Raw genomic sequence first — 26282 nt, 5'->3', positions numbered from 1 at the left:
CTGGCTCTCTTAAACTACTCGTTTTTGTATCAATCCTTATTTAACAGCACTGATCGGAATAAACTTCATTTTCTTTAACGTTCCTTTTTGAAACTTAGCACCTTGGATATATTTGATGAATGCAGCGTTTTTACCACTTGGCTCACCCTTTGTTAATAAGTATCCATATCCATAGACAGGATATTTTTTACTTAACACATTTGATGTAGATGCAGCTACTCCATTGTAACTAAGCGCTTTAATTCCTGATTTTACATAAGCAAGGTCCGTGTAGCCGATTGCATTTGGATTTTCTTTTACTGACGTGATCATATCTCCATTACTTTTTACTTCTTTATAATGGCTGCCTTTACTCATAAAATCTTTTCCTTTTAATGCTTTATCCTGATAGTTAACGCGAGTACCAGATCCATAGGCACGGTTCACAACAACAATGTCAGCATCTTTTCCGCCAACTTGCTTCCAGTTTTTAATCTTTCCTGAAAAGATTCCTTGAAGCTGTGCAGTTGTTAAATTTTTCACCGAGTTTTTTGCATTTACAACTGTAGCAAACGGAATGACAGCGATTTTGTGAGCTTTTAATCCTTTAAAAGCTTTGAATCCACCAACTGATTTCGTTGCATCCCAGTCACAAGCGCCAATCGTAGCTGATCCTTTTGTGACAGACTGCGGCCCTGCAATTGACGAGGAACCAGAAACTGAAATCGAGACGCTAGGATTTTCTTTTTTGAATCCTTTTGCTGCTTGCTGAGTTAATGGTAATAAAGCAGTCGAGCCAGCGATGACAATTTTATTAGATGCTGCTTCCTTTACAGTTGCGGCATTTGCGCTATAGCTTCCTGCACCTGCTCCGACTAAAAGTGAAGATGCAATTGTAATACCTGCGAATTTTCTAATAAGTTTTTGTGTTAACATTATGATTCTCCTTTTCCCTTTATAGGTATATTATTTTGTAATATCTGCGACACGTTGATTTCGAACAACTGCTACTTTTTCACCTTGATCAGTAGAAAGTGAAAGAAGCAGTTGCTTTTTATCTTTAGAAACCGAAATAGCTGTGATGTCCTCTTTTACAGACACCATTTTATTCAAAGAACTGTTCGCGCTGTTAAAGGTACATACATAATTCCAGCCTTTTTCTTTGATCACTACATAGAGAGCATTCTCTTGGCGCGAAATGAATTGAATACTTTTGCCAGAAAGAACATTCTTGACCTTTCCATTTACCATCAGCTTTAGCGTTGGTAACTTCTTCTCATCTTCAAGGTCAAAGCTCACGTATCCCACATTGCCTTTTGAGTCAAAAAAGGAAAACATTTTATTGTCTTTTGTCGTTGTTAACTTAATAGCTTTCTTTTCAGTTGCATGCAAATCCACTTTGTACAGCTGAGGCTCTGTTCCAGATGTATCAATTGATCCTACGTCAGTTTTATCATCATCCGTATAGCTCGTTTCTGCTTCTTTGGATGCTGTATAAATAACCGTAGACTCATCATTTGATAATCTGAGATCGCTTTTATATTTGAGCTTGTCCTCCAGAAGCTTTGTGATTGCTCCATCAGACACCCTCACCATTGAAATATTTTCATTATCTTTTCCATTGATATAATACAGACGATTTGAATCCTTTGACCACGTCAGCTCTACTTTAATCTCATCATTATCATTCAAGATGCGATCCTTGTAAGAGCTAAGGTCTACTACATGGATGTAGCCATCTTCATCTGTATAAGCGGCCTGTCTACCATTTGGAGAGACCGTTAGTTCATCTTCTTTAAATTCATGAATGACTTTTTTCGTTTGGACATTCATGATTTTAGTGGTCGCTTGCTCTTGATCATGTGTAACGAGAATACTATCTTCGTTCAACCACTGGGCATCAAAAACGCTCCCCCTTACAAAGCCTTCAGATGCTACAAACCATTTGTTATCCGGCTCGACAGATAATTCCCCGCCTAAAGCCTGGACGATATCAGCTGGATGAGCGTAGAAAACATTTTTATACACAAACGGCACGTTAGTCGCTTTAGTAACATGGCCATTTAGTTTTATTTCGTCCTTCAGTGCTTGAAATGTAGCCGTCCACTTTCCTTTTGAGAGCGTTACGGTTTGCGTTTTCGCATCGAACTTCAGTTTCGCTCCTAGAGACGTTGCGACATCCTTCACAGAGAACAGTGTCACTTTATTCATCGTCAGTGCACGAGACTTAGACGTAATTCCGTCTTTCAGATAAGAGACTTGGCTTAATTGAATTGGTTTTTCAACTGAAATGAGATTGGTTTTACCGATGCTATACATATAATTTTTACCTAATGCTTGTACAATCGGCGCTGCCTCAACGTACACGGCTCCTTGAATCATTTTAGGTGCAACAGTCAATTTGCCTTTTTCTCCATTCACATGAAAGGATGGATTTCCGACTGTTAGAAGGATATTTGTTTTGCTCCCATTCACAGTTTTTGTACCCTTTACGGCCTTTGTTTTAGAGTTATAGCTATAGCTAGAGTTCAATACGTTAAATAAGTCCTTCACAGCAACAAGCTGTTTTCCTTGGTAGTCTACTGTATGAAGAGAAGCATTCATTCCGTTCACAATCCAAGATGATTTACTTGGCTGATTTACTTTCTTTGTTACTGCAGCTTCCACTTTTACCAATGGAACAGCAGTAGAGCTAGCAATAACAGAGCCCACTAAAATACTTGTTACGAACCGCTTCATTTCTTTCTCCCCTTTACCATAATCAAATAAGACGTACGCTTACTTTACCGAACTCCCCCTTGCTCAAAAACAGTTAATATGAACTAGATACTTCGTATTATATTTATGTAATATTAAGGAAGTTTTTAAAATATATGGATTTTGTAAATTTTATGTAGGTGAATTGTGGATTTTAAGAATGAAGCATAGAAAAAACTGATATCACGGGGTTTTGAACAAGGAGTTTTTTTATTTCTTTTCTAATTAAAGATCTCTTAACACTAAAAACGGCTCCATTCTAAAAAGAACAGAGCCGTTTTTTCCTTATTTCTTTTGCTTTGAACGAATAGGCTGAGCCTTTTTACTATTCTTTTCCTTCAGCTCTTTCACCGGATCAAAATCTTTCCCCAGCTCCATATCATTACTATTTACACCATTTTTCGTTTTCTGCTCAGGATTATTTTGCTTTGAACGCGTCGCCATAAAAGACCACCCTTTCAATTGAAATTTGTTGAAACTATCCCATTGTTATTTGCTTACACTTTTCTAACAAGTAAGAACTAGCATTAAACCTCTTACCTCGCCACCTTAGAATTACCACAAAAGGTCTACACAAGTGGCAGATGACAATCCTCAAACAGTAAACAACCTCCAAAAACGGGTACCCAGACACCCCAGAACTACCCAAAAAGGTTCACATAAGTGGATCCAAATTAGTGGTAGGTCGTGATGAGCTGATTTTGTAGCTGCTGCACTTGCAGTCTCATGCGATAAAGCTGTTCACGCTGCTGAGCGTTTGCGCTATGAGCAAACTCCTCGAGCTCCTTGTAGGCATTCTCAAGCCCCATTTGTGCTTTTGTGAACTCTGTATCGTTATAGTGCTCTTGGCGCTGTCCTTCTACTAACTGCTCTTGGCCGAAGCGAACTGCATCCTCACACTGCTGCATTAACTTATCAATCGCTTGACGTGTTGTCATGGCTAATCCCTCCATTTTTAAAATCCAATCTCGCACGTGCATGCTTAGTTTGCGCAAATGAGAGAAGTTTAGCATTGCTATTTTATTGAAGAAACACGGACCTCTTAGTGAAATGTATTTGGATATCTGCTCGTTTTTTGATAAAATTTGAAGATGTATGTTCTACATTAATGCAAAACAAAGGAGGTTGCTGACTTGACTCAGACTAACCCATTTTCATATAGCGTTGATCAAAAACGTTATCACACATGGAATTACCATTTGCGCCAGCAATTTGGACATAAAGTATTTAAGGTCGCACTAGATGGAGGTTTTGATTGCCCGAATCGTGACGGCACTGTAGCACACGGAGGTTGTACATTCTGTAGTGCGGCTGGTTCAGGAGATTTTGCTGGAAACCGTGCGGATGATCTCATCACACAATTTAACGAGATCAAAGATAAGATGCACGAAAAGTGGAAAGACGGAAAATACATGGCGTATTTCCAAGCGTTCACGAATACTCATGCACCAGTAGAAGAACTGCGTGAAAAATTTGAAGCCGTTTTAAATTTAGAAGGTGTGGTTGGGCTCTCAATCGCTACAAGACCGGACTGCCTGCCAGACGATGTTGTAGAATATCTGGCTGAATTAAACAAACGTACGTATTTATGGGTAGAGCTTGGCTTGCAGACCGTTCACGAACGAACTGCACTGTTAATTAACCGTGCTCATGATTATCAATGCTATGTTGAAGGTGTTGAAAAGCTTCGCAAGCATGGGATTCGTGTTTGTTCTCATATCATTAACGGACTTCCACTTGAAACGCCTGAAATGATGATGGAAACAGCTCGTGCCGTTTCCAAGTTGGACGTTCAAGGCATTAAAATTCATCTCCTTCACCTTCTAAAAGGTACACCAATGGTGAAGCAGTATGAAAAAGGAATGTTAGAATTTTTATCTCAAGAAGATTACGTAAACCTTGTTTGTGATCAGCTCGAGATCATTCCTCCTGAAATGATCGTTCATCGAATTACCGGTGACGGGCCAATTGATCTCATGGTAGGTCCTATGTGGAGCGTAAACAAATGGGAAGTATTAAATGCAATTGATAGTGAGCTCGCACGTCGCGGAAGCTATCAAGGGAAAAAGTTCTCTCGGGAATTGCTTGTATGAAACTAGAACGCATTCTCCCCTTTGCACGCACTTTGTTACAAAAAGCGATACAAAAAGGCGATATTGCGGTTGATGCAACAATGGGAAATGGACATGATACGGTCTTTTTAGCAGATTTAGTCGGTGAAAAAGGCCATGTCTATGCGTTTGATATTCAAGACACAGCTCTGCAAAGCACACGTAGAAAGATCGAGGAAAGGCAGCTTGAGGACCGTGTGACGCTTCTTCAAAAAAGCCACGATCAAGTGCAAGAGTGTCTTCCAAAAGACGATTTACGAAAGATTACGGGTGCTATTTTTAACTTAGGGTACTTGCCAGGTGGAGACAAAGAAATTGTTACAAAACCAAATTCCACCATTGAAGCCATTCAGCAGCTTCTTATGTTGCTAGCACCTGAGGGAATCATTGTTCTTGTTATTTATCATGGACATCCTGAAGGAGTGATTGAGCGCGACGAAGTACTAACATTTGTTCATACTCTTGATCAGCAGGATGTTCACGTGCTTCAGTACCAATTTTTAAATCAACAAAATAATCCGCCCTTTATTATCGCCATTGAAAAACGGTAAAAAAAAGAGAAATTCCACCAATAGGAATTTCTCTTTTTTTTATTTGGCTTTGCTCAATTTTCGATATAAACGCCCATTCCAATAAAAGAAGTAACTAATTGATCCTCCTTGACGAATAAGCTTTTTCGCATGAGGATAGACGTCTTCTTGCTTACGAACTTTATCATCAGACAGGTAAACACCTAACAGACCTCGATTAATTAACCGATGAAAACGTTCATCTCGAATTCCTCGAAGGTGACGATCCGCTTCACTGACAAAATGTCCAAAGCGATCCATCATTTCTTCTTGGTGATCATAATAGAAGCAAAAATTTAAATCTCCACCCTCTTTATCCTCTTCTTGATCAATAAAGTAATCAAGCAGAATATGGAGGCCTTGCACGTATGGAAAATAGCTTTTCTTTACCTTATAAGCTTCATCACTGCTAAATCCATTTTGAAATCCATATGCGACTAAGCAAAAGATCCCCAAAGTGGAACCAGAGCACGCAGAAAATTCATACCACTCCATTTTAGGCAAAGCTTGCTTATAGTCTTGAAACCACTTCTCAAGGCGTGGCACTCGCTCCTCAACTTTTACGTGTTTGTGTACTTGAAGCGCGCAGTAATAGTCAGCGAGCTCTAGAAGATGCTGAGAGATCGCTTCGTAATTCGGCACTCGCTTTAATACTTGCTGACAGGTTTGAACCAAATCATGCAAATATCCTCCATCATCTTGATCTTCGCGATGACGATAATAATTGTTAAGCGTGGCCTCTGGGTTTAATGCATGTGGCATTGACTCATGTAAAGCCTCAAAATCCAAAGGGTCTAAAGACGTGCTTCTATCGCATAAATTATCTAAATAGTCGCTTATCGTCTGGTATGCCACAATAAACTCAATACAGTCCTTGAGCTGATCTTTTGCTAAAATTGCTAAAATACCTCCACCTTCACAGTGAAAGGTTTTATCGGTGATGCTGTTTAACGCTTGCGTTCGTAGCTCTTCGTTTGGAATGGCTTCAGCCTTTGCTTTCCATACCTCTAATTGCTTATGTACAGCTGGAATAACTTGTCGATATACGGTCCTCATTAATGGTAACGGACGGGAAGGAATCTTCACGATCTAACACCTCAATCATTCACCAGTTGTTTCATTAGATGTGAACATCAACGAAACTTTTGGCATATAGAAAAACTTGATCACGTTCTGGCTCATTAAAAATTTCATGATATAGCTGTGGCCACTCTTTATAAATTTTTTCACTTAAATCTAATTCATCAAACCACTGTTTTACAATTAGCTTTTCAACGATCTTATCATCTCCTCCTTGCATAACTAAAAGAGGGACATCTGGTAACTTTTCAATATTTTTAAATGCTTGATTCATCGCTTCCACTAATTCTCGGTACCAGCGAACAGACACCTTTGTTACGTACAGCGAGTCATTCATATCTGTTTCACGAATATCCGGATTTCTCGTTGCGTCTTCAATTCGAAGATTTGAATCAAATAGCATACCGGGTCTTAGCTTGTTTAAGCCCTTCGATAACACATCCATATAAGAAGGAGGCTGCTCTTTTAACCCTAAGCATGGAGAAGATAACATTGCTCCCCAAATCGGCAGACTGCGCTCCTGTAGCGTGCGAATAACAGCTAATGCACCCATACTGTGTCCTAAAAGAAAAATTGGCAGATCATACCCTTGAGCCTCTTCAACCCATCTTTCAATTTCTTTTACATATTCTTCAAATGAATGAATATGCCCTCGTCGTCTTGTTGTTAATCCTTGGCCAGGTAGATCGCCCATCACAACATTCATTCCAATGGAACGCCACATTTCGATCAACCATCGATAGCGTCCATGATGTTCGGCTGCTCCGTGTACGATGACGACCACGCCTCTAGGATATTCTGCTTCCCATTTCCACATATGTCGCGACTTCCTTTCTTTCTATGTTTACCTAAATAAAAAAAGTTTGTACACTTACATTAGAGGATTTACACTATTTTTTCAACTTTTTCGAGAGGATGATACAAAATGATTTATCCGTACAAAGATGTATTCCCAACGATTGATGAGTCCGTTTTTATTGCAGATTACGTAACAATTAGTGGAGATGTAACGATTGGTGAGCAAAGTAGCATTTGGTTTAATACCGTTATTCGAGGTGACGTTTCACCTACAATTATCGGAAAAAGAGTGAATATTCAAGATCAGTGCACCCTTCACCAAAGTCCTAATAAAACACTGATTTTAGAAGATGACGTGACAATTGGTCACCAAGTGATCTTACATAGTTCTGTCATTCGAAAAAATGCTTTAGTTGGGATGGGCTCCATTATTCTAGATGGTGCTGAAATCGGTGAAGGAGCTTTTATCGGCGCCGGGAGCCTCGTTCCACCTGGAAAGAAAATCCCGCCCCACTCACTTGCCATTGGGAGACCCGCTAAAGTGGTACGAACATTAAATGAAGAAGATTTAAAAGATATGGAGCGCATCCGTCAGAGCTACGTTGAAAAAGGACAATACTACAAAAGTTTGCAAACGAAATAATCGGTAATTATATAGAAGAAATCATTTTATTTAAAAACAACGCGCCTGCTAGAGATCTCTACACATTAATATGCAACATTCTAGCGTATCAATACTTTCATAGGAGGAGTGTTTCGTCACTCTCCTCCTATCTGTATTGATCGTGCCGAGCAGCTTCATCACGAAGAGCATTTATTTACACTTTCTTATTACTACCTTTACATTTTTCTTTTACAATGATAAGAAAGAATTCTTAATAAGGAGTTTTCATCAATGAAAAAGAAAATCATTCAGAAACTCTATGAATTAGAATGCCAATTATTTCGTATGCTTAACCGCCACTTTGACCGCAAATTTCTAAGTCGCTATTTTCGCTTTGTCACACACTTTGGTGGAGCACTTCTAACCATCGCCATCGCTTTGTTGCTTATGATCTTCACATCTGGTTCATTAAAACTTACCGCCTATGCTGGGGGGCTTTCACTAGCTCTTAGTCATGTGCCAGTAGCCATCATGAAAAAACTTTATCCACGAAAGCGTCCATATTTGCAAATAAAAGATACAAAAGTCTTAGAGAATCCGTTAACCGATCATTCCTTTCCTTCAGGACATACGACGGCAATATTCTCTCTCACAACACCGTTCTTTATCTATTTCCCTTTTGCCGTCATTATTCTGCTTCCCTTAGCTTTTAGTGTAGGACTATCACGAATTTTTCTAGGCCTTCATTACCCAACAGACGTTCTTGTAGGAAGCATATTAGGGACTTGTACAGGACTGTTTTGCTTTTCATTTTTTCATTAGTGACTAAAGGAGCTGAGGTTTGTTGCGCATTGCTATTTTCACTGATATATCTCCTAAACATTTGAACACATCCGAAAATCTCGAGCGGTTAATTTCTTACTTTTCTAGACATAACATTTCGTTTCAGCTGTTCTTACCTACTACTCACTCTCTTACATCAGAAAATCAAACACGTACATGCTCGTTTCAGAGTTTTCCTTTAAACGCACATTATCGTTTTTCGTTGCCAAATGCTACTAAAATCCGACGTAGGCTTAACGAATTTCAGCCGGATTTTATCCATGTGCTAACTCCTTTTACTCTTGGCCTATATGGAAGACAATATGCAAAACGAACAAACCTACCTCTCATTGGTTACTATATGCTGAATATACAACCTGATATGGATCATTCAAACGTTCCTTTTCTACGTTCGCTGTTCGATAAGTATGTTCAATGGTTTTATCGCCCATTTCACAAATTGCTTGTTCCTAATTTCTTAACTAAACACACGCTAGAGGGAAATAATTTTCCGAACATCGCCGTCTGTTCAAAAGGCGTCGAGCTTGATGTATTTCATCCTGCTTATGAGCGTTTTGATGTGAAAATTAAATACAATATCAAGCGTCCTTATATTTTGACCTATTCCGGGGAATTAACAGCAGAAGATAATGTAGAAGCAATCTTTACGATTGCTCGCTATTTGCCTCCTCATATTAAACATAAAGTACACTGGCTGGTTGTAGGCGATGGCCCGTTAAAAGAAGTATTTCAGAGAGAAGCCCTAGAGCATATGACGTTTACGGGTTCATTACAAAAAGAAGATCGGGCACGTGTCTATGCAGCGTCTGATTTGATGATTTGCCCATCATCAAAACCGCGTGATGATATGTTATTAGAGGCTTTTGCAACTGCAACGCCTGCCATTGTGTCTGAAGCTCAGCAATCTGATATTGTGAAACACGGAGAAAACGGCTTTTTATGTAATCTAGAAAATCTTGATCAATTTTCTGAGTATATTACACTTTGTTTGGAGCATTCTGATCTTCGGGAACGCTTAGGAACGATGGCTAGGAATCATGCATTAACCAAAGGATGGGATCAAGTATTTGATCATCTAATGGTGCATTATACGCAGCTTATTGAAGAAACAAAGCGCTCCCGTACAATAAACATAGAAAAAGCGCTAAGGAAGGCTCCTTAGCGCTTAGTTTTTGATTAGTTTAATGCCGCTGCTTTTAACGCTTCTGCTTTATCTGTAAGTTCCCAAGGAGCGTCAATGTCTGTACGGCCAAAGTGACCATAAGCAGCTGTTTGACGATAGATTGGGCGACGAAGATCAAGCATTTTAATGATTCCTGCTGGACGTAAGTCAAAGTTATTGCGAACCGCATCAACTAGAACTTCTTCCGTTACTTTACCTGTACCGAATGTATCAATTGAGATTGATACTGGCTGTGCTACACCAATTGCATAAGCTAATTGAACTTCACACTTGTCAGCTAAACCAGCAGCAACGATGTTTTTCGCTACGTAACGTGCCGCATAAGCAGCAGAACGGTCTACTTTTGTAGCGTCCTTACCAGAGAATGCACCGCCACCGTGACGTGCATAACCACCGTAAGTATCAACGATGATTTTACGACCAGTTAAGCCCGCATCACCTTGAGGACCACCGATTACGAAACGCCCAGTTGGGTTAATGAAGTATTTTGTATTTTCGTCAATTAATTCAGTTGGAACAACTGGCTTAATTACGTATTCTTTAAGGTTACGTTGGATTTGCTCTAAGCTCACTTCTGGGTGATGCTGAGTTGAAATAACAATTGTATCGATACGTACAGGGTTGTCATTTTCATCATACTCAACTGTTACCTGAGTTTTGCCGTCTGGACGCAAGTAAGGAAGAATTTCTTCTTTACGTACTTCTGTTAAACGACGAGCTAATTTATGAGCAAGTGAAATCGGAAGAGGCATAAGTTCTTTTGTTTCGTTATTTGCATAACCAAACATTAAACCTTGGTCTCCTGCGCCAATTGCTTCGATTTCTGCATCTGTCATTTGACCTTCACGAGCTTCTAAAGCTTGGTCAACACCCATTGCGATATCAGCAGATTGCTCATCGATTGATGTTAAAACTGCACAAGTTTCAGCATCGAAACCATATTTTGCACGTGTGTAACCAATTTCTTTAATTGTTTCACGGACAATTTTTGGAATGTCTACATATGTAGACGTAGTGATTTCACCACTTACTAATACTAAACCAGTTGTAACAGTTGTTTCACATGCTACACGAGCGTTTGGATCTTTTGCTAAAATGGCATCAAGAATCGAATCAGAAATTTGGTCACAGATTTTATCTGGATGTCCTTCTGTAACAGATTCAGACGTAAACAGACGACGTTTCGTTGACATCAATTTTCCTCCTTAATTATACAACAGATGATACGGTACTCATTTCCCTTATTGTTGTTCAAAAAACGTTAGAAATATAAAAAACCTTTCCCAATCGAGGAAAGGTAGCAAATTTTCACTAAAGCCTTTCACTCTTATCGATCAAGGGCTTTCCCCTTGCATCAGGTTAGCACCTTATCACCAAGTAAAAAAATATAAAGTATGGTGATGGTTGCTGGGTTTCATAGGGCCTGTCCCTCCACCAGCTCGGGATAAGAGAGTATCCGTTCAAGGAACAATATTACATGAAAAGCTCGAATTCTGTCAACCGTATTCAAGGAGAAAAAATGAATAAATTCTTTGTTGAAAATAACGTATTCGTTCCTCGTTTTGCTATGGTTTATTAAACTCGCCTTGTGAACGTTCTTTTATTATAAAATGAAATGGATTGTGTTCATTTTTATCTAGGAGAATATCATTACTTTTCCTTTTCAATGTACATTTTTTTATGAAAAACGAACGATTATCGTTAAATAGTATACAATAATTAAATAAATGTGTTATACTATTTTCGAATTAGCTTGTTTCGTACTATATATATAAGGGTGGTAGAGCTTATGAATACAGTTGATAAGTCCATTAAATTAGCAGAATTACTACAATTAGAAGCTGTACAGCACAATTTATCCGTTCCGCGCTTAGTAGAAAAAGTGTTAGAGCGTCAGGAAGGAACGTTAACTGCCACAGGTGCTGTGCAAGTCCATACAGGAAAATATACGGGAAGATCCCCACAAGATAAATTTATCGTTGATGAAGAAAGCGTAACGAGCAAAATTGACTGGGGAAACGTGAATCAGCCATTTTCCGCTGAATTATTTGATTCTCTCTACAATAAAGTTCTTCGCTACCTAAGCGAACAAGACGAACTGTTCACATTCAACGGTTTCGCTGGAGCTGACGCTCGCTACCGTTTGCCAATACTTGTTGTCAATGAATATGCGTGGCATAACCTGTTTGCCAAACAGCTATTCATTCGACCAACAGAAGAAGAGCTAGCAGAACATGATCCACAGTTTACCATTATTTCTGCTCCAGGATTTAAAGCAGATCCAGCTGTAGACGGGACTCATTCTGAAACATTTATCATTGTATCATTTGAGCGTAAAGTCATTTTAATTGGTGGAACTGAGTATGCAGGAGAAATGAAAAAATCTATTTTCTCTATTATGAACTATTTGCTTCCAGAACAAAACATTTTACCGATGCACTGCTCGGCAAATGTCGGCACTGAGGGCGATGTTGCTTTATTCTTCGGCCTTTCAGGTACTGGGAAGACAACTCTCTCAGCCGATCCAAAACGCCGTTTAATTGGCGATGATGAACACGGTTGGTCAAGCTCAGGCGTCTTCAATATCGAAGGTGGTTGCTATGCAAAATGTGTGAACTTATCTGAAGAAAAAGAGCCGCAAATTTACAATGCCATTCGATTCGGGGCTGTATTAGAAAATGTAGTCGTGAATGAAGATAGTAGATTACCAGATTACGATGATGTTTCACTGACTGAAAACACGCGTGCAGCTTATCCATTGCAAGCAATTGACAACATTGTCGACCCAAGTGTAGCAGGTCATCCGACAACTATCATCTTCTTAACAGCTGATGCGTTTGGTGTGCTTCCTCCAATCAGTCGCTTAACAAAAGAGCAAGCAATGTACCATTTCTTGAGCGGGTATACAAGCAAACTAGCAGGAACTGAAAGAGGCATTACGTCTCCAGTTGCAACATTCTCTACCTGCTTCGGTTCTCCTTTCCTTCCGCGCCGCGCTGGAGAATATGCAAAAATGCTTGGGGAAATGATTGATCAGCACAATGTAAGCGTCTACCTGGTCAATACTGGTTGGACTGGTGGGGAGTACGGAGTTGGTCAACGTATGAAGCTTCAATACACACGATCAATGGTGCAAGCCGCTCTTGAAGGTGAATTACGAAACGCTGAAACTGTTCAGGATCAAATTTTCGGTCTTCAAGTTCCCACTCATGTTCCAGGTGTACCAGACGAAGTTCTTCAGCCAGCAAAAGCGTGGAAAGATCCACAAGCATATGAAGTGAAGGCACAAGAACTTGCGATGAAATTCAAAGACAACTTTAAGCATTTTTCAGAAGGTTTAGATGCGATTAAAAACGCAGGCGGACCGCTAATCTAAATACTTACTTTACACAAACAAAGGCAATAGCGAAAATGATTGGTTCATTTTCGCTATTGCCTTTAATTTGTTGAGTGTAATTTAACTAGTTCATACGTAATAAGCGTTTTATCGCCGGACATTTCGAGCTTTCGAATTAACGCTTGTCCGCTGCTTTCGCTTTGCTTTGTCTTATGGACACTGACCGGAATATCAATCGGATATAAACGATAACCGTCTTTTTCTAGTAAAAAAAGATTTTCTTCTAAACGCGTCTCTTTTCCTTTTGTCACGATCATTGTGTTTAATTCTAATGGCATCCCCATTTTATAATCCTCCTCAAAAACACTTGATTGCATAAAGCATTTCTAACTATTACTCCCTCTTATCTTATCACGTTTTTCATTGTTCTTTCATCCACTGCGTAAGCTCCCTGACCATTTTTCGATTCTCCTGTGGAGGAAAATAATGCGTGTATTGAGGATAATAACGTGTTTGTACACTCTTCCCTGCTTCTACCAACCTTTTCTCTAAACGATAAGAATGTTCAACAGAAACATTTTGGTCCTGTTCACCGTGAATAATGAACACGGGGGAGTTCAGGCTATGAATATCATGAAGCGGCGTACGCCATCGATAGCGCTCTGGATACTTACGAGGCGTACCGCCAATAACCCGCTTCATCATACGGCGCAGATCTTCCCGTTCCTCATAGGTTAGAACCATATCAGAAACTCCTCCCCACACAACGATAGATCGAACCTCAGGAATCAATAGTCCAGTGAGCAGCGCCATCACACCGCCTCTAGAAAACCCAAATAGGTGAATGCGATCTTTTTTTACTTTTGGGTAGTGAGCAAGCAGTTCATAGGCATTCACTGCATCAAAGCGATCATCTCCTGCAAAGTCCTCGTTTCCTTGACCTCCTTGATTGCCGCGATAAAAAGGAGCCATCACCACAAAACCTTCTGATGCAAATTGCACAATTCGTCCAATGCGCACCATTCCTACCCCTTTAATTCCGCCTCTCAAATAAACAAAACCATCGTATGTACCTTCTTCTTTTGGCTCTGCTAACAGTCCTTTTACTCGCAGTCCCTCACTCAGATAAGTCACAAGATAAAGATCAATGCGAGGATTCGGAGATGGATAGCGTTGTTTTTTAATAATTGTTCCATTTTTCATTTCTGTCTCCTCACTTTCTTACTCTTTAGTTTCCCCTTCACTCTTTAAATCACACTCCTAGAGCCATATATCAAACGTCAAACATTTTATTTTAGGCAAATCACACAACTCCATCTATTGTCATACTTTATGAGTGTTCCAAAAATATTTGAAGGAGGTTACACACCAGTGAAACTTTCGAAATTACTTTTAAGCTGTGTACTAATTATCGTCTTACTTATTCCACTTGCAGCCTGTGGTCAAAAAGATAATTTAACAAAGGTTACGGTTGGCGAGGTTACCCATTCACTGTTCTACGCTCCGTTATATGTCGCTTCCTCTGAAGGCTTTTTTAAAGATGAGGGATTGGATGTCAATATAAAACCAACGTGGGGCGGCGACAAGACGATGACAGCTCTTTTATCGGATGGCATAGATATTGGTCTAGTCGGCTCTGAAACGTCAATCTACGTGTACGCACAGGGCACACGTGACCCGATCATTAACTTTGCTCAGCTCACACAAACAGACGGTACGTTTCTCGTCTCACGAAAAGCAGTCGAAAATTTCTCATGGCAGGACTTAAAAGGCAGCACGTTCCTCGGTCAGCGTAAAGGTGGCATGCCACAAATGGTCGGCGAATTCGTACTTAAAAATCACGGAATCGATCCACAAAAAGATTTGAAGCTCATTCAAAACATTGATTTCGCTAATATCGCTAATGCCTTCGCATCTGGAACGGGCGATTATGTACAGCTATTCGAACCAACGGCAAGTATTTTTGAAAAAGAAGGTAAAGGGCATATCGTAGCCTCGTTCGGAAAAGAGTCTGGCCTTGTACCTTACACTTCTTTTATGTCTAAACAAAGCTTTATTAAAAACAATAAAGAAACCGTTGAAAAATTCACTCGTGCGATTTATCGTGCACAGCAGTGGGTAGACTCTCACAGCGCTAAAGAAATTGCCGCCTCCATCAAATCGCAATTTAAAGATACCCCAGCAGATATTAGTGAAACGGTGATTGCTCGTTATAAAGAACAAGGATCTTATGCAACCAATCCAATTCTTGATGAGAAGGAATGGGCGAACTTACAAAATATCATGAAAGAATCCGGCGAGCTTCCAAAAGAAGTGGACTACAAAACGCTTGTCAATACGAAAATCGCTAATTCAGTTAGCAAGTAAGGAGGGCGTGATTTCATGCTGTCAATTAATCAAATTCACCACACCTATCTCACTCGCACCTCCGCCAATACGGTTTTAGAAGACATTAGCTTGTTTATTGAGGAAGGAGAATTCATTTCCTTCCTCGGCCCTAGCGGCTGTGGAAAAACGACGCTTTTATCCATTGTTGCAGGGCTAATTGAACCAACAGAAGGAAACGTGACGATTCACAATAAACCCATTAAAGATGTACGCACACAAATTGGCTACATGCTTCAGCACGATTACCTGTTTCCTTGGAAGACGATTAAGGAAAACGTATTAATGGGATTAAAAATCATGAACAAACGATCAGATGAAGCTGAACAGGAAGCATTAGCCCTTTTACGTATGATGGACCTCGGTGATGTAGAGGAAATGTATCCTCGCCAATTGTCTGGAGGGATGCGTCAACGTGTCGCGCTTGTTCGTACGCTGGCAACCAACCCGTCCATTTTACTTTTAGATGAGCCATTTTCCGCATTAGATTTTCAAACGAAGCTCAAATTAGAAGATCTCGTCTCAAGCACGCTCAAAGATTTTCATAAAACCGCCCTACTCGTTACGCATGATATTGGTGAATCTATTGCGATGAGCGATCACATTTTCTTATTTGCCCCTAACCCAGGGCGTATAGCGAATATCTTTACCGTTCCAGAAGAGTTGCGAACCCTATCCCCTTTAGAAGTCAGGCAACATCATCGGTACAACGAACTGTTTCAAGACATTTGGAAGGAGCTTGATAGCCTTGGAAAAAATGAATACTAGTCTCCTTCATCAGCAATATTTGAAACGCTTAAAAGTCGAGAAGCGCTGGATCTTATTTATTCAGGCGTTAATCTTCATCGCTTTTTTCAGTCTGTGGGAGACAGCTTCTAGACTAGCGTGGATTGATCCTCTGATCTTTAGTTCTCCTGTAAAAATTGGGCATTTATTTCTCGAAAAAATGCAAGACGGCTCGTTACTCGAACACATCGGAGCTACTCTACTCGAAACACTGCTTGGCTTTTTGCTAGGAACTGTCGCCGGTGTCCTTCTCGCAACTCTCCTGTGGTGGTCTCCTAAGATCTCAAAGGTACTAGATCCTTATTTAGTTGTTCTCAATGCGATGCCCAAAATTGCACTAGGACCCATCCTCATCGTGGCCATGGGACCGGGCTTTTTTTCCATCCTTACAATGGGAGCCGTCATTTCAGTCATTATTACAGCCATCGTCGTCTATACCTCATTTCGTGAAGTAGATCCTAACTATTTAAAAGTACTAAAGTCCTTCGGAGCTACGAGAAGACAATGCTTTCAAGAAGCGATCCTCCCCTCTTCCTTTCCAGCTATTATCTCCACCTTCAAAGTAAACGTGGGGCTGTCATGGGTTGGTGTAATCGTTGGAGAATTTCTTGTTTCAGGAAAAGGGCTTGGATATATGATTATATATGGATTTCAAGTATTCAATTTCACGTTGGTGCTCTTAAGCTTGCTGCTCATTGCTTTTTTCGCCACGATCATGTATCAAGCAGTTGCTTTCCTTGAGAAAAAACTAATTAAAGACAATAGCTAAAAGACGAAGGACTCTTTCCCCATTCCTTCGTCTTTTTATGCGTTTGCTTAAAATGATGAAACAAACTGTTTTTGCACAAGATGTTTCATCACATATTGAAGGACGTTATCCTTCATAATAAAGCTAAACTGTGAGTTGTGCTTAATATTACTCGGCAACTCATCTCGTAACACGGGACCTTTTGTTTCTAAATAATGACGATGTGGAATAATTTCATCAATCGTCGCAAAATAAATATTTTTAATAATTTCTTTTTCTCTACCTGCTACCTTGTATTGACCGATATATGTGAGGTTCTTGATCGTCCCTCCTGTTTCTTCTGATACTTCTCGTGCTGCTGCTTCTTCAGGTGTTTCCCCTTCTTCTACTTTTCCACCTGGAAATTCTAATCCTCTTGTTGAATGATTTGTTAATAGCCACTGACTTCCATAGCGGCATACTACCCATACGTGACGAGGAGATTTTGAAAAGGGTAAGCGTTCGAATGATAAAAAGACTTGATTGTGATAAGCATCTTTAAAAGTATACATAGATTCTCCATACTCCATTGTGTTTATTTTCTATCATTTTCTAACAAAATGAAAAAATGAGCAATCCTAAAGAATTACTCATCTATATGAGGTAAGATGTTCATTTCCTTAATGTGTTGTTTGGTCGCATCATCTCCGAGCTTATAGAGCTGTTCATATATCAACGACATTCCTTGATCATACGCATCATTTTGGCGATCAAAGTGATATTGAATATACGGAACGTGAGCACGAAAAAAACCTTGCCAATCTTCATTATCGTTGCCATTGAACAAATCCCGCAAATGAGTAATTTCGTCATCCGTTGCTTGAATAACATAATTCCAATCAAAAGCTGATTTACTAAGTGAAATTTCTCCATACCCTACATTTATATAATACGTTTTTTTATGCGTTGATTCATTCATTTTCGCCACTCCTTCATAGTAAAGACCTACTCTTTGTATCTCACGTTTTGATCTTTTTATGCAGTCTTATTTTTTGAAGCGGCTTTTAATCAACTCAATTCCTTTTTTTAGCGTATCAGGGATTGGGACCCCAATGCTTCTAGCATGCTCGATCATCGACACTACTTCATTACAAATATAAAATAAAATCGTCGCATCGCGAATCATATGGTTTTCCCAAAGAAGCGTATCCAAGAAGTTGGCTACGGCAACTAAAAAGAAAAGGAACATTTTTTTCGCAATGCCTCGAAATCCCACTTTACTTGAAAGTTTTTTTCGAATAGCAGCAATAGCGACTCCCATTACATAGTCCATCACTACGCATGCAACTAGAATCATTAACAGTTCATCCCAGCCACCAAATAAGAAAATGAGGTAAGAACTCACACCAGCCATGAGAATCAGATCTTCTTTCCCCATTTTTTATACTTCCCTTCTCTCAAAAAGCCTTTAGTACATGGTATGAGAAAAGTTAAAAAGTGACTATGCGTTCTCCTATGAAACCAAAATTTAATAGGTTCTGCATATGGAAAAAAGAGTAGAAGCCGTAATGCTTCTACTCTTTTGACTGATGTTTATTTCCCTAAGAACGCATTCAGCATCCAAAGATGTTTTTCTAAATCCTTGTGGATCGCTAATAGCATATCGCCAGTTGTTTCGTCGTTTGCTTTGTCTGCGATGTCCATTCCTTCTTTTAATTCAGAAGTAAGCTTATTGAAATCTTTCGCAAGGGATGCAACCATGTCTGTCGCATTTTCATTCCCCATTGCTTCTTCAATAGACGAAAGCTCTAAAGCTTCTTTCATCGTCGCTACTGGCTTTCCTTCAAGTGCTAACAAACGCTCAGCTAAATCGTCAATGTAAGTCCCAGCAGCCGTATAGAACTCCTCAAATTTCTCATGTAATGTAAAGAACTGTTCGCCCTTTACATACCAGTGGTAATTATGTAACTTCGTGTACAAAACTGTCCAGTTTGCCACTTGTAAATTCAATGCTTCATGTAATTGTTTTTCCATTCTGATTCACTCCTTCTAGTATAGTAGTACCCCATTCGTCTCCTTTAAAACGCCGTCTTAAAATATTTTAATTTTGTGTCTTTTTAAACGATTTGAGGAGCAGACATGATAAAATAAAGGTGCTCTAAGATTAGTTGAAGGAGGAGATTCCTTGTTCACGATTATTTTTATTACCTGTTTTGTCATTGTGGCTATCGTGCTGCTTCTCAGCTTGGTCACAACGTCAAAAGCATATGACTTCAAACACACAGTTGATCCACTCGATGAAAACCCTCATCTAGATTCCACAGATAAAAAAGACACATAAAAAAGGAGCGGAAGTTACCCCGCCCCTTCTTTTATTAACCAAATACTTTTTCTAGATCTTCTTTGCTTTGATCAAGCCAGAAACGCATTAAGCGCTTCGCACCTTCTAGGTCATGAAGCTTCGCTTGACCACATTGCTTTTCATTTGCTGCGGGAATTTCAGTGATTTCAACCGCCGCTTTCATCGTATCTTCAAGCAAATCGATAATTTCACGTACCGTTGGCTCACCGCTTACTACTAAGTAGTATCCTGTTTGGCAACCCATTGGTGAAATATCGATAATATCAAAGTGATCGTATTTATCAGCATACGTACGTAAGTTAAATGCTAATAAATGCTCAAGCGTATGAATCACGTCTGGTTTCATTGCTTGTTTGTTTGGCTGGCAGAAACGAATATCAAATTTATTAACGACACCGTCGCTTCCTACTTTGTGCACACCACAGTGGCGTACGTAAGGTGCTTTTACGGCATTATGATCTAATTCAAAGCTTTCTACTGATGGCATAATGTCAACACTCCTTTTGTATTGTTTGCCCTATTCTCCTCTTCCCGAAAACAATAGGTGCGAAAAGTCATTTTTACAATTTCTCGTTCATGTTTCTATCATACACGTAATTCCGATTTATTTCATCTATTTAATCTGAATTAATTTAATTCGTTGAATTACGAATTCTCTTGAAGTATATTGAAAACTAGAAACTGAAATTCCTAAAGGAACGTGATTTTCTTGCTAAAAAGATTAGTTCTATCACTTATTCGCTTTTATCAGCTTTATTTGTCACCGCTTAAGACCACTGGCTCGTGCAAGTTTTATCCTACTTGCTCTCACTATGGCATCGAGGCCGTGCAACGATTTGGCGCTTTAAAAGGCGGATGGATGACGGTAAAAAGAATTTCGAGATGCCATCCATTTCACCCAGGCGGCTTTGATCCGGTCCCTCTTAAAGAAGAAAAAGAATCAAAATAATTACTTATTGTAGCCGTCTACGATTAAATCAAGCTTCCCTGTTTCTGGATCGATTGCCATTCCATGAACAGGGGTGTTTTTTGGAAATAGCGGATGTTTTCCGATAACATCTACACTGTGACGAACGCTTTCCTCAACGCTCTCAAATCCTTCAAGCCACTTGTGCAAGTCAACTCCAGCATAATCTAATGTATCGATTGTTTCTTGTGTTACGCCTTGACCTTTCATTTTTTCGAGTACCTCTGCTGAATTGATTTTGCTCATTCCGCAATCATGGTGACCGATCACACAAACTTCATCTGCTCCTAGTTCATACACAGCCACTAAAATACTTCTCATAATACTTCCAAATGGATGAGACACAATCGCCCCTGCATTTTTAACAATTTTCACATCACCATTGCGTAAATTTAGTGCATTTGGCAATAGTTCCACTAATCTTGTGTCCATGCATGATAAAATGACCATTTTCTTATTTGGGAATTTAGTTGTTTGAAATTTTTCATATTCCTTTTTGGCTACAAATTCCTCGTTAAACGTTAAAATGTCTTGTAATAAACTCATGTTTTTCTACATCCTTTCAAAAATAAATATACTTGTATTATAAATCATTTTCATATATTATAAAGCATGTTACAAATCGTAATCATTACTATTTATAAAAAGGAGCAAATAAAAGTGGAGAAAAAAATCCCCATTACCGTTTTAAGTGGCTACTTAGGTTCTGGAAAAACAACGTTATTGAATCATATTTTACATAATCGACAAGGCTTAAAAATTGCTGTTATTGTCAACGATATGAGTGAGGTTAATATTGATTCTGAACTCGTTCAAAAAGGTGGATTTTCTCGTACAGAAGAAAAACTCGTTGAAATGCAAAACGGCTGCATTTGTTGCACGCTACGAGGTGATCTCATGAAAGAAGTTGAAAAACTAGTAGACGCTGGTGACATTGACTATATTGTGATTGAATCATCAGGTATTAGCGAACCCATTCCCGTGGCGCAAACATTTACATATGTGGACCAAGAGCTCGGTATTGATTTAACGGCCAAATGCATAGTAGATACGATGGTCACAGTTGTAGACGGAAATCGTTTTTGGGAGGATTTTTCTTCTGGAGAAAGTCTTCTAGATCGTCAGCAAGGAACCGATGAGAATGATACGAGAGAAGTCGTTGATCTTTTAATTGATCAAATTGAATTTGCGAACGTTATTTTGCTCAATAAAGTTGATTTATTAGATCTTGAAGACGCAAAGGAACTTGAAATGACATTGAAACGTTTAAATCCGGATGCACAAATCATCCAGACACAAAACAGCTGTGTAGATCTTCATCGCATTCTTGATACGCGTCTTTTTGACTTTGAAAAGGCAAGCCAAGGTGCTGGTTGGATGAAAGAATTAAACGAAGAGCATATTCCAGAAACAGAAGAGTATGGGATTTCTTCATTTGTTTATCGAAGAAAACGCCCTCTTCATCCTGAACGTTTCATGAAATGGCTCCAGAACTGGCCCGTTGATATTGTTCGAGCAAAAGGTTTTTTTTGGTTAGCAAGCCGTAACGATATGGCAGGACTCCTTTCACAAGCCGGAACATCTATTATGATTCAAGGTGCAGGCGAATGGGTGGCAGCTTATTCAGAAGAAGAAAAACAGCGTACGTTGGCAGAAGAGCCTGAACTACTAAAGAAGTGGGATGCATCCTACGGTGATCGGATGAACGAATTAGTTTTCATCGGAATTGATATGAAGCAAGCCGAAATTGAAGATACACTTGATGCATGCCTTCTGACGGATGAAGAGATGACAATGGAATGGTCAGCGCTCGCAGATCCCCTTCCCCGTTTTACCGTTAGCTCATAAAATTTTTTAGTTTTCAAATCGTAACAATTACGATATAATAAGCAAATGTTTGAGAAAGAGAAAGGAATGAGATACATAAAATGAAACTAAAAGCACTCTTTTTTACGCTTTTGTTAGTAATCGCTGCAGCTCTTGCCGGCTGTAGTTCTGACGGCGCCAAAAAAGATAAAAACGATAAATTAAAAATCTACACCACGATTTTTCCGATTCAAGACTTCACCCAAAAAATTGGTGGCAAATATGTGGATGCACAAAGCGTGCTTCCTCCTGGAGTAGACGCTCATTCATATGAGCCAACATCTAAAACGATGGTAAAAATTGCACAAGGCGATGCCTTTATTTATGCGGCCATCGGTTTAGAAGGCTTTGCTGATTCTGCAAAAGAAACGTTAAAAAATGAAGATGTACAGGTCATTCCAGCAGCAAAAGGTATTAAACTTGCTAAAGGTGCTAATCACGAGCACGAAGGCGAAGCTCACGACGAGCATGGCGAAGGTGATGAGCATGATCATGATCATGGAGATAAAGATCCACACGTTTGGTTAGATCCTATTCGCTCCATCCAAATCGCTGAAAATATTAAGGAAGAGCTTGTGAAACTACAGCCTGCTCATAAAAAAGACTTCGAGAAAAATTTTGATGAACTAAAAACCAAGCTGGAGAAACTGGATCAGGATTACAAAAACACGGTTTCAACAGCTTCTCATAAAGAATTATTAGTTTCACATGCTGCTTATGGTTATTGGGAAGACCGTTATGGCATTCATCAAATTAGCATTGCGGGACTTTCACCTACAAATGAACCGTCCCAAAAGCAGCTGAAAAACATTATAAAAGAAGCTGAAAAACATAAAATTAAGTACATCATTTTTGAAAAGAATGTGAAGCCACGCGTAGCAGACGTTGTAAAAAAAGAAATCGGTGCCGAATCTCTGACACTTAATAACCTTGAGTCCGTGACAAAAGAACAATTAAATGACAAAGAGGATTACTTCTCTCTAATGGAACAAAATTTAGATGTATTGAAAAAAGCGTTAAATAAATAACAGAAAAAGCGTAGATGCCTTTTAGCACCTACGCTTTTTTTATTAATTCAAGTTGTATTTATTTTTAAAGCGCTCTGCGCGTCCGCCTTTATCAGCAAATTTTTGACGACCTGTGTAAAACGGATGTGTATCGGATGTTACCTCTACTTTAAATAACGGATACGTATTTCCATCCTCCCACTGAATCGTTTCATTTGAAGTTTTAGTCGAGCCACTGATAAATTTAAATCCGCTGTTAACGTCCATATATACAACTTTTTGATATTCCGGATGAAGATTTGTTTTCATCATGTATCTCTCCTTTTCGATTAGCTTGTTTCTATTATAAAACGAAATGATTACTATTTTCAACCCTTATGCTCATGTTCAGAAAACTAAAAATCTCATGCATAATTTGTGGAAGAAGATGGACAATAAGGGTCATGAATACTTATTTGGAAAGGTTGATTCTACATGGATCATTTAGTTACCGCACGTTCAATGTTTGGAATTACAATGGCCTTTCATATTATCTTCGCAACGCTTGGCGTTGGAATTCCACTCATGATTTTGTGTTCAGAACTACTTTATCAGAAAACAAAGGATAACGATTATGCCATTATGGCAAAGCGCTGGACTAAAACAATTGCGGTCTTGCTTGGAATTGCGATTCCAACTGGAACGATTGCAGCCGTTCAGCTCTCTTTATTATGGCCTGGTTTCATGGAAGTGATTGGACGAGTTATGTCACTGCCTTTTCAAATTGAGGTGTATGCATTTTTTGTTGAGGCACTCTTTATGTCCATCTATGTATATGCAGCGGACCGCATCTCTCCTATCATGAGGATCGTCAGCATCACGCTCGTTTTAATTGGTGCTCTCGGATCGGCGGTTTTAATTACAAACGTACATGCTTTTGAAGGGACGCCTGCAGGCTTTCGAATCGAGAACGGAAAGATCGTGGATGTCGATCCATGGGCGGCTTTCTTTAATCCAAGCTTTGCAGTTACCGCAGGTCATGTGGCGGTATCAGCATTTATGACAGGTGCCTTCGTCATCGCTTCAGTCGCAGCCATCAAAATGATTCGCTCTCGTAAAAAAAGCGAAGCGGTGTACAAATTTCATCATAAAGCACTCATTCTTGGCCTTGTCGTAGGAGGCATTTTTTCGATTGCCACCGCACTAAACGGACACGCTTCCGCACAGGGTCTTTATGATTATCAGCCTGAAAAGCTAGCCGCAGCTGAAGGGTTATTTGAAACCCAAGATCATGCTCCTCTTGCCGTTGGTGGTTATACGAGTGAAAAAGAACAAAAAGTGAAGTGGGCATTTGAAATTCCTTGGGGACTAAGCTTCTTATCAGACAACCGCTTTGATACGGTTGTGCTCGGACTCAATGACTTTCCAAGAGAGTACTGGCCTCCGTTATTTGTTCATACCCTTTTCAACGGAATGGTAGGAATCGGGTCGCTTTTAATCTTGTTATCAATTGTTGGATTTGCATGGTACAAAATTCTCAAAAAACGCTTGTTCCCACGCTGGCTTTTGTGGATTTTTGGGGTCGCAGGACCTCTTTCCATGCTATCTGTTGAATTCGGATGGGTGTTCGCCTGTACGGGCCGTCAGCCTTGGGTCATTTACCGCATTATGAAAACAGCTGAGGCGGTCACCACCTCGTCTGATCTTCACCTTTTATTTGCCTTCTTCCTTGCGGTGTATTTGATCATGGGCATCGCTGTCGTACTTGTACTGCTGTATTATTTCAAACGTCATCCAGTGTCAAAAGAGCTGGAAGGACAAGTCGAATAGAGAGGTGATCATATGACAAGCGCACTAATTGCAATTATCGTACTGTGGGGATTTATTTTCATTTATGCAGTTATGGCAACAATGGACTTTGGTGCAGGATTTTGGTCGATGATTTATATTAATCGCGAACAAACGAATGCAACGAGCGTTGCCAACCGCTACCTTTCCCCTACTTGGGAAGTAACGAACGTTTTTATTGTGGCGATCGTTGTTGGGTTGTTTAGTTTCTTTCCTGGTGCTGCTTTTACGCTCGGAACCGTTCTACTCATCCCAGGGAGTATTATTTTGTTACTCTTATCTATCCGGAGTAGCTTCCTGGTTTTTTCTCACTATGCCAAAACGTACGAGAAAATTTTAACCTACGTATCCGGAATATCAGGATTTTTAATTCCTGCTTTCCTGATCTGCGTTCTTCCTATCACTCATGGGGGATACATTGACATAATTGATGGTACAAATAAACTTAATTTATCAAGCGTATTTACAAGTCCACACGTGTATTCGTTTATCGGCTTTGCCATTAGCTCTACGCTATTTTTATCTTCACTGCTTTTGGCAGACTACTCAAAGGTTTCGAATGAATTTGAGTCGTACAAAATTTACCGCCGTGACGCTTTAATTACAGGTCCTATTTCATTACTAATGGGCGTGTTTATTATGCTAACGATGCGTTCTGAAGCTTCATGGCTTTATGACAATATGATGAATGTAAAGGGATGGCTAATTGGATCGGTCATTATGTTTTTGCTCACATTTGTGGCGCTGTGGATTCCTTCCACAAGAGGACTCGGTATGCCAAGGCTTGCCGTAATCACAACGATCATTCAGTACTTTTTAGCAAGTTATGCTTATGGAAAAAGTCATTTGCCATACATCGTTTACTCAGATGTTACCATTCATTCCGGATTCACCGATCCAGGTGCATTCAAAGCAGTCTTCATCACGTATATTGTTGGATTCGCTATTCTTTTCCCAGGTTTCTTCTACTTTTGGAAGTTATTTATGAAGGATCGAGATTATTTAAAGAAAAAGATTTACAAATAAATGCTTCTATCAAGTAGATGGATATGATGAAAGATGAACGGTGAAACTACAAAGGTAACGTTATTGTA

The 26282-nt window shown here is 39.5% G+C and carries 31 protein-coding genes and 1 riboswitch; of the genes, 15 read left to right on the top strand and 16 right to left on the bottom strand.

From position 1 onward, the window contains the following. Window positions 1–36 precede the first annotated feature (36 nt). From AMD01_RS07540 to AMD01_RS07525, 4 genes are all read right to left on the bottom strand, one after another. On the bottom strand, window positions 37–915 hold the full coding sequence (locus AMD01_RS07540; RefSeq protein WP_053400782.1) for a phosphate ABC transporter substrate-binding protein: 879 nt from the start codon (window positions 913–915) through the stop codon (window positions 37–39). Between the two features lie 30 nt (window positions 916–945). After that, on the bottom strand, window positions 946–2718 hold the full coding sequence (locus AMD01_RS07535; protein WP_053400781.1) for a stalk domain-containing protein: 1773 nt from the start codon (window positions 2716–2718) through the stop codon (window positions 946–948). 303 nt (window positions 2719–3021) lie between these two features. Next, window positions 3022–3180 carry a hypothetical protein gene (locus tag AMD01_RS07530; RefSeq protein WP_053400780.1) on the bottom strand — a complete coding sequence of 53 codons (159 nt, stop codon included), beginning with the start codon at window positions 3178–3180 and terminating at the stop codon, window positions 3022–3024. A 230-nt stretch (window positions 3181–3410) separates the two neighbouring features. After that, the gene (locus AMD01_RS07525; protein WP_053400779.1) at window positions 3411–3674 is read right to left on the bottom strand and encodes a YtzC family protein; all 264 of its coding nucleotides are present in this window, start codon (window positions 3672–3674) and stop codon (window positions 3411–3413) included. 195 nt (window positions 3675–3869) lie between these two features. Here AMD01_RS07525 and mnmL point away from each other — a divergent pair, with 195 nt between their 5' ends. Together mnmL and mnmM are read left to right on the top strand one after the other, a co-directional pair. After that, window positions 3870–4829 (top strand): tRNA modification radical SAM protein MnmL/YtqA, encoded by a 960-nt coding sequence (gene mnmL / locus AMD01_RS07520; RefSeq protein ID WP_053400778.1) that lies wholly within the window; start codon window positions 3870–3872, stop codon window positions 4827–4829. After that, window positions 4826–5398, top strand: coding sequence for a tRNA 5-(aminomethyl)-2-thiouridylate-methyltransferase MnmM (gene mnmM / locus AMD01_RS07515; RefSeq protein ID WP_053400777.1), 573 nt, complete (start codon window positions 4826–4828; stop codon window positions 5396–5398). The genes mnmL and mnmM overlap by 4 nt, the downstream gene beginning before the upstream one ends. Before the next feature lie 39 nt (window positions 5399–5437). On the opposite strand, the gene AMD01_RS07510 is transcribed toward mnmM, so the two are convergent. Together AMD01_RS07510 and AMD01_RS07505 are read right to left on the bottom strand one after the other, a co-directional pair. Continuing rightward, window positions 5438–6502 carry a tetraprenyl-beta-curcumene synthase family protein gene (locus AMD01_RS07510; RefSeq protein ID WP_053400776.1) on the bottom strand — a complete coding sequence of 355 codons (1065 nt, stop codon included), beginning with the start codon at window positions 6500–6502 and terminating at the stop codon, window positions 5438–5440. 34 nt (window positions 6503–6536) lie between these two features. Next, a complete protein-coding gene (locus tag AMD01_RS07505) occupies window positions 6537–7313 on the bottom strand; it encodes an alpha/beta hydrolase (RefSeq protein ID WP_053400775.1) in 777 nt (258 codons plus the stop codon). Window positions 7314–7421: 108 nt separating this feature from the next. Between AMD01_RS07505 and AMD01_RS07500 the strand changes: the two genes are divergently transcribed. From AMD01_RS07500 to AMD01_RS07490, 3 genes are all read left to right on the top strand, one after another. Further along, window positions 7422–7937, top strand: coding sequence for a gamma carbonic anhydrase (locus tag AMD01_RS07500; RefSeq protein WP_053400774.1), 516 nt, complete (start codon window positions 7422–7424; stop codon window positions 7935–7937). Between the two features lie 252 nt (window positions 7938–8189). Next, on the top strand, window positions 8190–8720 hold the full coding sequence (locus AMD01_RS07495) for a phosphatase PAP2 family protein (RefSeq protein WP_053400773.1): 531 nt from the start codon (window positions 8190–8192) through the stop codon (window positions 8718–8720). 19 nt (window positions 8721–8739) lie between these two features. Beyond that, on the top strand, window positions 8740–9903 hold the full coding sequence (locus tag AMD01_RS07490; protein WP_083446473.1) for a glycosyltransferase: 1164 nt from the start codon (window positions 8740–8742) through the stop codon (window positions 9901–9903). A gap of 14 nt (window positions 9904–9917) precedes the next feature. On the opposite strand, the gene metK is transcribed toward AMD01_RS07490, so the two are convergent. After that, window positions 9918–11117 carry a methionine adenosyltransferase gene (gene metK / locus AMD01_RS07485; protein WP_053400771.1) on the bottom strand — a complete coding sequence of 400 codons (1200 nt, stop codon included), beginning with the start codon at window positions 11115–11117 and terminating at the stop codon, window positions 9918–9920. A gap of 131 nt (window positions 11118–11248) precedes the next feature. Then, window positions 11249–11375, bottom strand: a riboswitch (SAM riboswitch). 338 nt (window positions 11376–11713) lie between these two features. On the opposite strand from metK, the gene pckA reads away from it, so the two are divergent. Further along, window positions 11714–13300, top strand: a complete 1587-nt coding sequence (gene pckA, locus AMD01_RS07480) for a phosphoenolpyruvate carboxykinase (ATP) (RefSeq protein ID WP_053400770.1) — start codon at window positions 11714–11716, stop codon at window positions 13298–13300. Between the two features lie 62 nt (window positions 13301–13362). Here the strand turns inward: pckA and AMD01_RS07475 are convergent, their stop codons facing one another. Together AMD01_RS07475 and AMD01_RS07470 are read right to left on the bottom strand one after the other, a co-directional pair. Then, the gene (locus AMD01_RS07475; RefSeq protein ID WP_053400769.1) at window positions 13363–13605 is read right to left on the bottom strand and encodes a DUF2584 domain-containing protein; all 243 of its coding nucleotides are present in this window, start codon (window positions 13603–13605) and stop codon (window positions 13363–13365) included. A gap of 76 nt (window positions 13606–13681) precedes the next feature. Further along, window positions 13682–14464, bottom strand: coding sequence for an alpha/beta hydrolase family protein (locus AMD01_RS07470; protein WP_053400768.1), 783 nt, complete (start codon window positions 14462–14464; stop codon window positions 13682–13684). A 168-nt stretch (window positions 14465–14632) separates the two neighbouring features. Here AMD01_RS07470 and AMD01_RS07465 point away from each other — a divergent pair, with 168 nt between their 5' ends. From AMD01_RS07465 to AMD01_RS07455, 3 genes are read left to right on the top strand one after another with little or no spacing between them, the layout of a single operon-like run. Further along, on the top strand, window positions 14633–15628 hold the full coding sequence (locus AMD01_RS07465) for an ABC transporter substrate-binding protein (protein WP_245638912.1): 996 nt from the start codon (window positions 14633–14635) through the stop codon (window positions 15626–15628). 15 nt (window positions 15629–15643) lie between these two features. Beyond that, the gene (locus AMD01_RS07460) at window positions 15644–16414 is read left to right on the top strand and encodes an ABC transporter ATP-binding protein (RefSeq protein ID WP_053400766.1); all 771 of its coding nucleotides are present in this window, start codon (window positions 15644–15646) and stop codon (window positions 16412–16414) included. Further along, the gene (locus AMD01_RS07455) at window positions 16404–17201 is read left to right on the top strand and encodes an ABC transporter permease (RefSeq protein ID WP_053401040.1); all 798 of its coding nucleotides are present in this window, start codon (window positions 16404–16406) and stop codon (window positions 17199–17201) included. The genes AMD01_RS07460 and AMD01_RS07455 overlap by 11 nt, the downstream gene beginning before the upstream one ends. A gap of 47 nt (window positions 17202–17248) precedes the next feature. Here the strand turns inward: AMD01_RS07455 and ytkD are convergent, their stop codons facing one another. The 4 genes from ytkD to AMD01_RS07435 all read right to left on the bottom strand — a co-directional run bounded on the left by ytkD (window position 17249) and on the right by AMD01_RS07435 (window position 19193). Further along, window positions 17249–17731, bottom strand: coding sequence for an RNA deprotection pyrophosphohydrolase (gene ytkD, locus AMD01_RS07450; protein ID WP_053400765.1), 483 nt, complete (start codon window positions 17729–17731; stop codon window positions 17249–17251). 74 nt (window positions 17732–17805) lie between these two features. Further along, window positions 17806–18138 carry a hypothetical protein gene (locus AMD01_RS07445; RefSeq protein WP_053400764.1) on the bottom strand — a complete coding sequence of 111 codons (333 nt, stop codon included), beginning with the start codon at window positions 18136–18138 and terminating at the stop codon, window positions 17806–17808. A 66-nt stretch (window positions 18139–18204) separates the two neighbouring features. Then, complete coding sequence (locus AMD01_RS07440; RefSeq protein WP_053400763.1) at window positions 18205–18597, bottom strand: phage holin family protein; 393 nt, start codon at window positions 18595–18597, stop codon at window positions 18205–18207. 155 nt (window positions 18598–18752) lie between these two features. Further along, window positions 18753–19193, bottom strand: a complete 441-nt coding sequence (locus tag AMD01_RS07435; protein WP_053400762.1) for a Dps family protein — start codon at window positions 19191–19193, stop codon at window positions 18753–18755. Between the two features lie 151 nt (window positions 19194–19344). Between AMD01_RS07435 and ytzI the strand changes: the two genes are divergently transcribed. After that, on the top strand, window positions 19345–19500 hold the full coding sequence (gene ytzI / locus AMD01_RS23470; RefSeq protein WP_083446472.1) for a YtzI protein: 156 nt from the start codon (window positions 19345–19347) through the stop codon (window positions 19498–19500). A gap of 34 nt (window positions 19501–19534) precedes the next feature. On the opposite strand, the gene AMD01_RS07430 is transcribed toward ytzI, so the two are convergent. Beyond that, window positions 19535–20008 (bottom strand): S-ribosylhomocysteine lyase, encoded by a 474-nt coding sequence (locus AMD01_RS07430; RefSeq protein WP_053400761.1) that lies wholly within the window; start codon window positions 20006–20008, stop codon window positions 19535–19537. Window positions 20009–20230: 222 nt separating this feature from the next. Between AMD01_RS07430 and yidD the strand changes: the two genes are divergently transcribed. Then, a complete protein-coding gene (gene yidD, locus AMD01_RS07425) occupies window positions 20231–20470 on the top strand; it encodes a membrane protein insertion efficiency factor YidD (RefSeq protein ID WP_053400760.1) in 240 nt (79 codons plus the stop codon). Here yidD and AMD01_RS07420 read toward each other — a convergent pair whose 3' ends face one another. Beyond that, window positions 20471–21034, bottom strand: coding sequence for a beta-class carbonic anhydrase (locus AMD01_RS07420; RefSeq protein WP_053400759.1), 564 nt, complete (start codon window positions 21032–21034; stop codon window positions 20471–20473). A gap of 114 nt (window positions 21035–21148) precedes the next feature. Between AMD01_RS07420 and AMD01_RS07415 the strand changes: the two genes are divergently transcribed. After that, entirely contained in the window at window positions 21149–22336 is a 1188-nt protein-coding gene (locus AMD01_RS07415; protein ID WP_483824224.1) for a GTP-binding protein, read from the top strand. 80 nt (window positions 22337–22416) lie between these two features. Further along, window positions 22417–23382, top strand: coding sequence for a metal ABC transporter substrate-binding protein (locus AMD01_RS07410; RefSeq protein ID WP_053400758.1), 966 nt, complete (start codon window positions 22417–22419; stop codon window positions 23380–23382). A 42-nt stretch (window positions 23383–23424) separates the two neighbouring features. Here AMD01_RS07410 and AMD01_RS07405 read toward each other — a convergent pair whose 3' ends face one another. Beyond that, complete coding sequence (locus AMD01_RS07405) at window positions 23425–23670, bottom strand: type B 50S ribosomal protein L31 (RefSeq protein WP_053400757.1); 246 nt, start codon at window positions 23668–23670, stop codon at window positions 23425–23427. Window positions 23671–23835: 165 nt separating this feature from the next. Between AMD01_RS07405 and AMD01_RS07400 the strand changes: the two genes are divergently transcribed. Both AMD01_RS07400 and AMD01_RS07395 read left to right on the top strand, forming a co-directional pair. Then, window positions 23836–25170: a cytochrome ubiquinol oxidase subunit I gene (locus tag AMD01_RS07400; protein ID WP_053400756.1), complete on the top strand. Its 1335-nt coding sequence runs from the start codon at window positions 23836–23838 to the stop codon at window positions 25168–25170. Window positions 25171–25182: 12 nt separating this feature from the next. Then, window positions 25183–26214: a cytochrome d ubiquinol oxidase subunit II gene (locus AMD01_RS07395; protein WP_053400755.1), complete on the top strand. Its 1032-nt coding sequence runs from the start codon at window positions 25183–25185 to the stop codon at window positions 26212–26214. Window positions 26215–26282: the final 68 nt, after the last annotated feature.

Origin of the sequence: Priestia koreensis (assembly GCF_001274935.1) — a bacterium.
Lineage (GTDB): Bacteria > Bacillota > Bacilli > Bacillales > Bacillaceae_H > Bacillus_AG > Bacillus_AG koreensis.
Note: the sequence above shows the minus strand (reverse complement) of the source record. Positions and strands in the feature narration are given on the sequence as shown.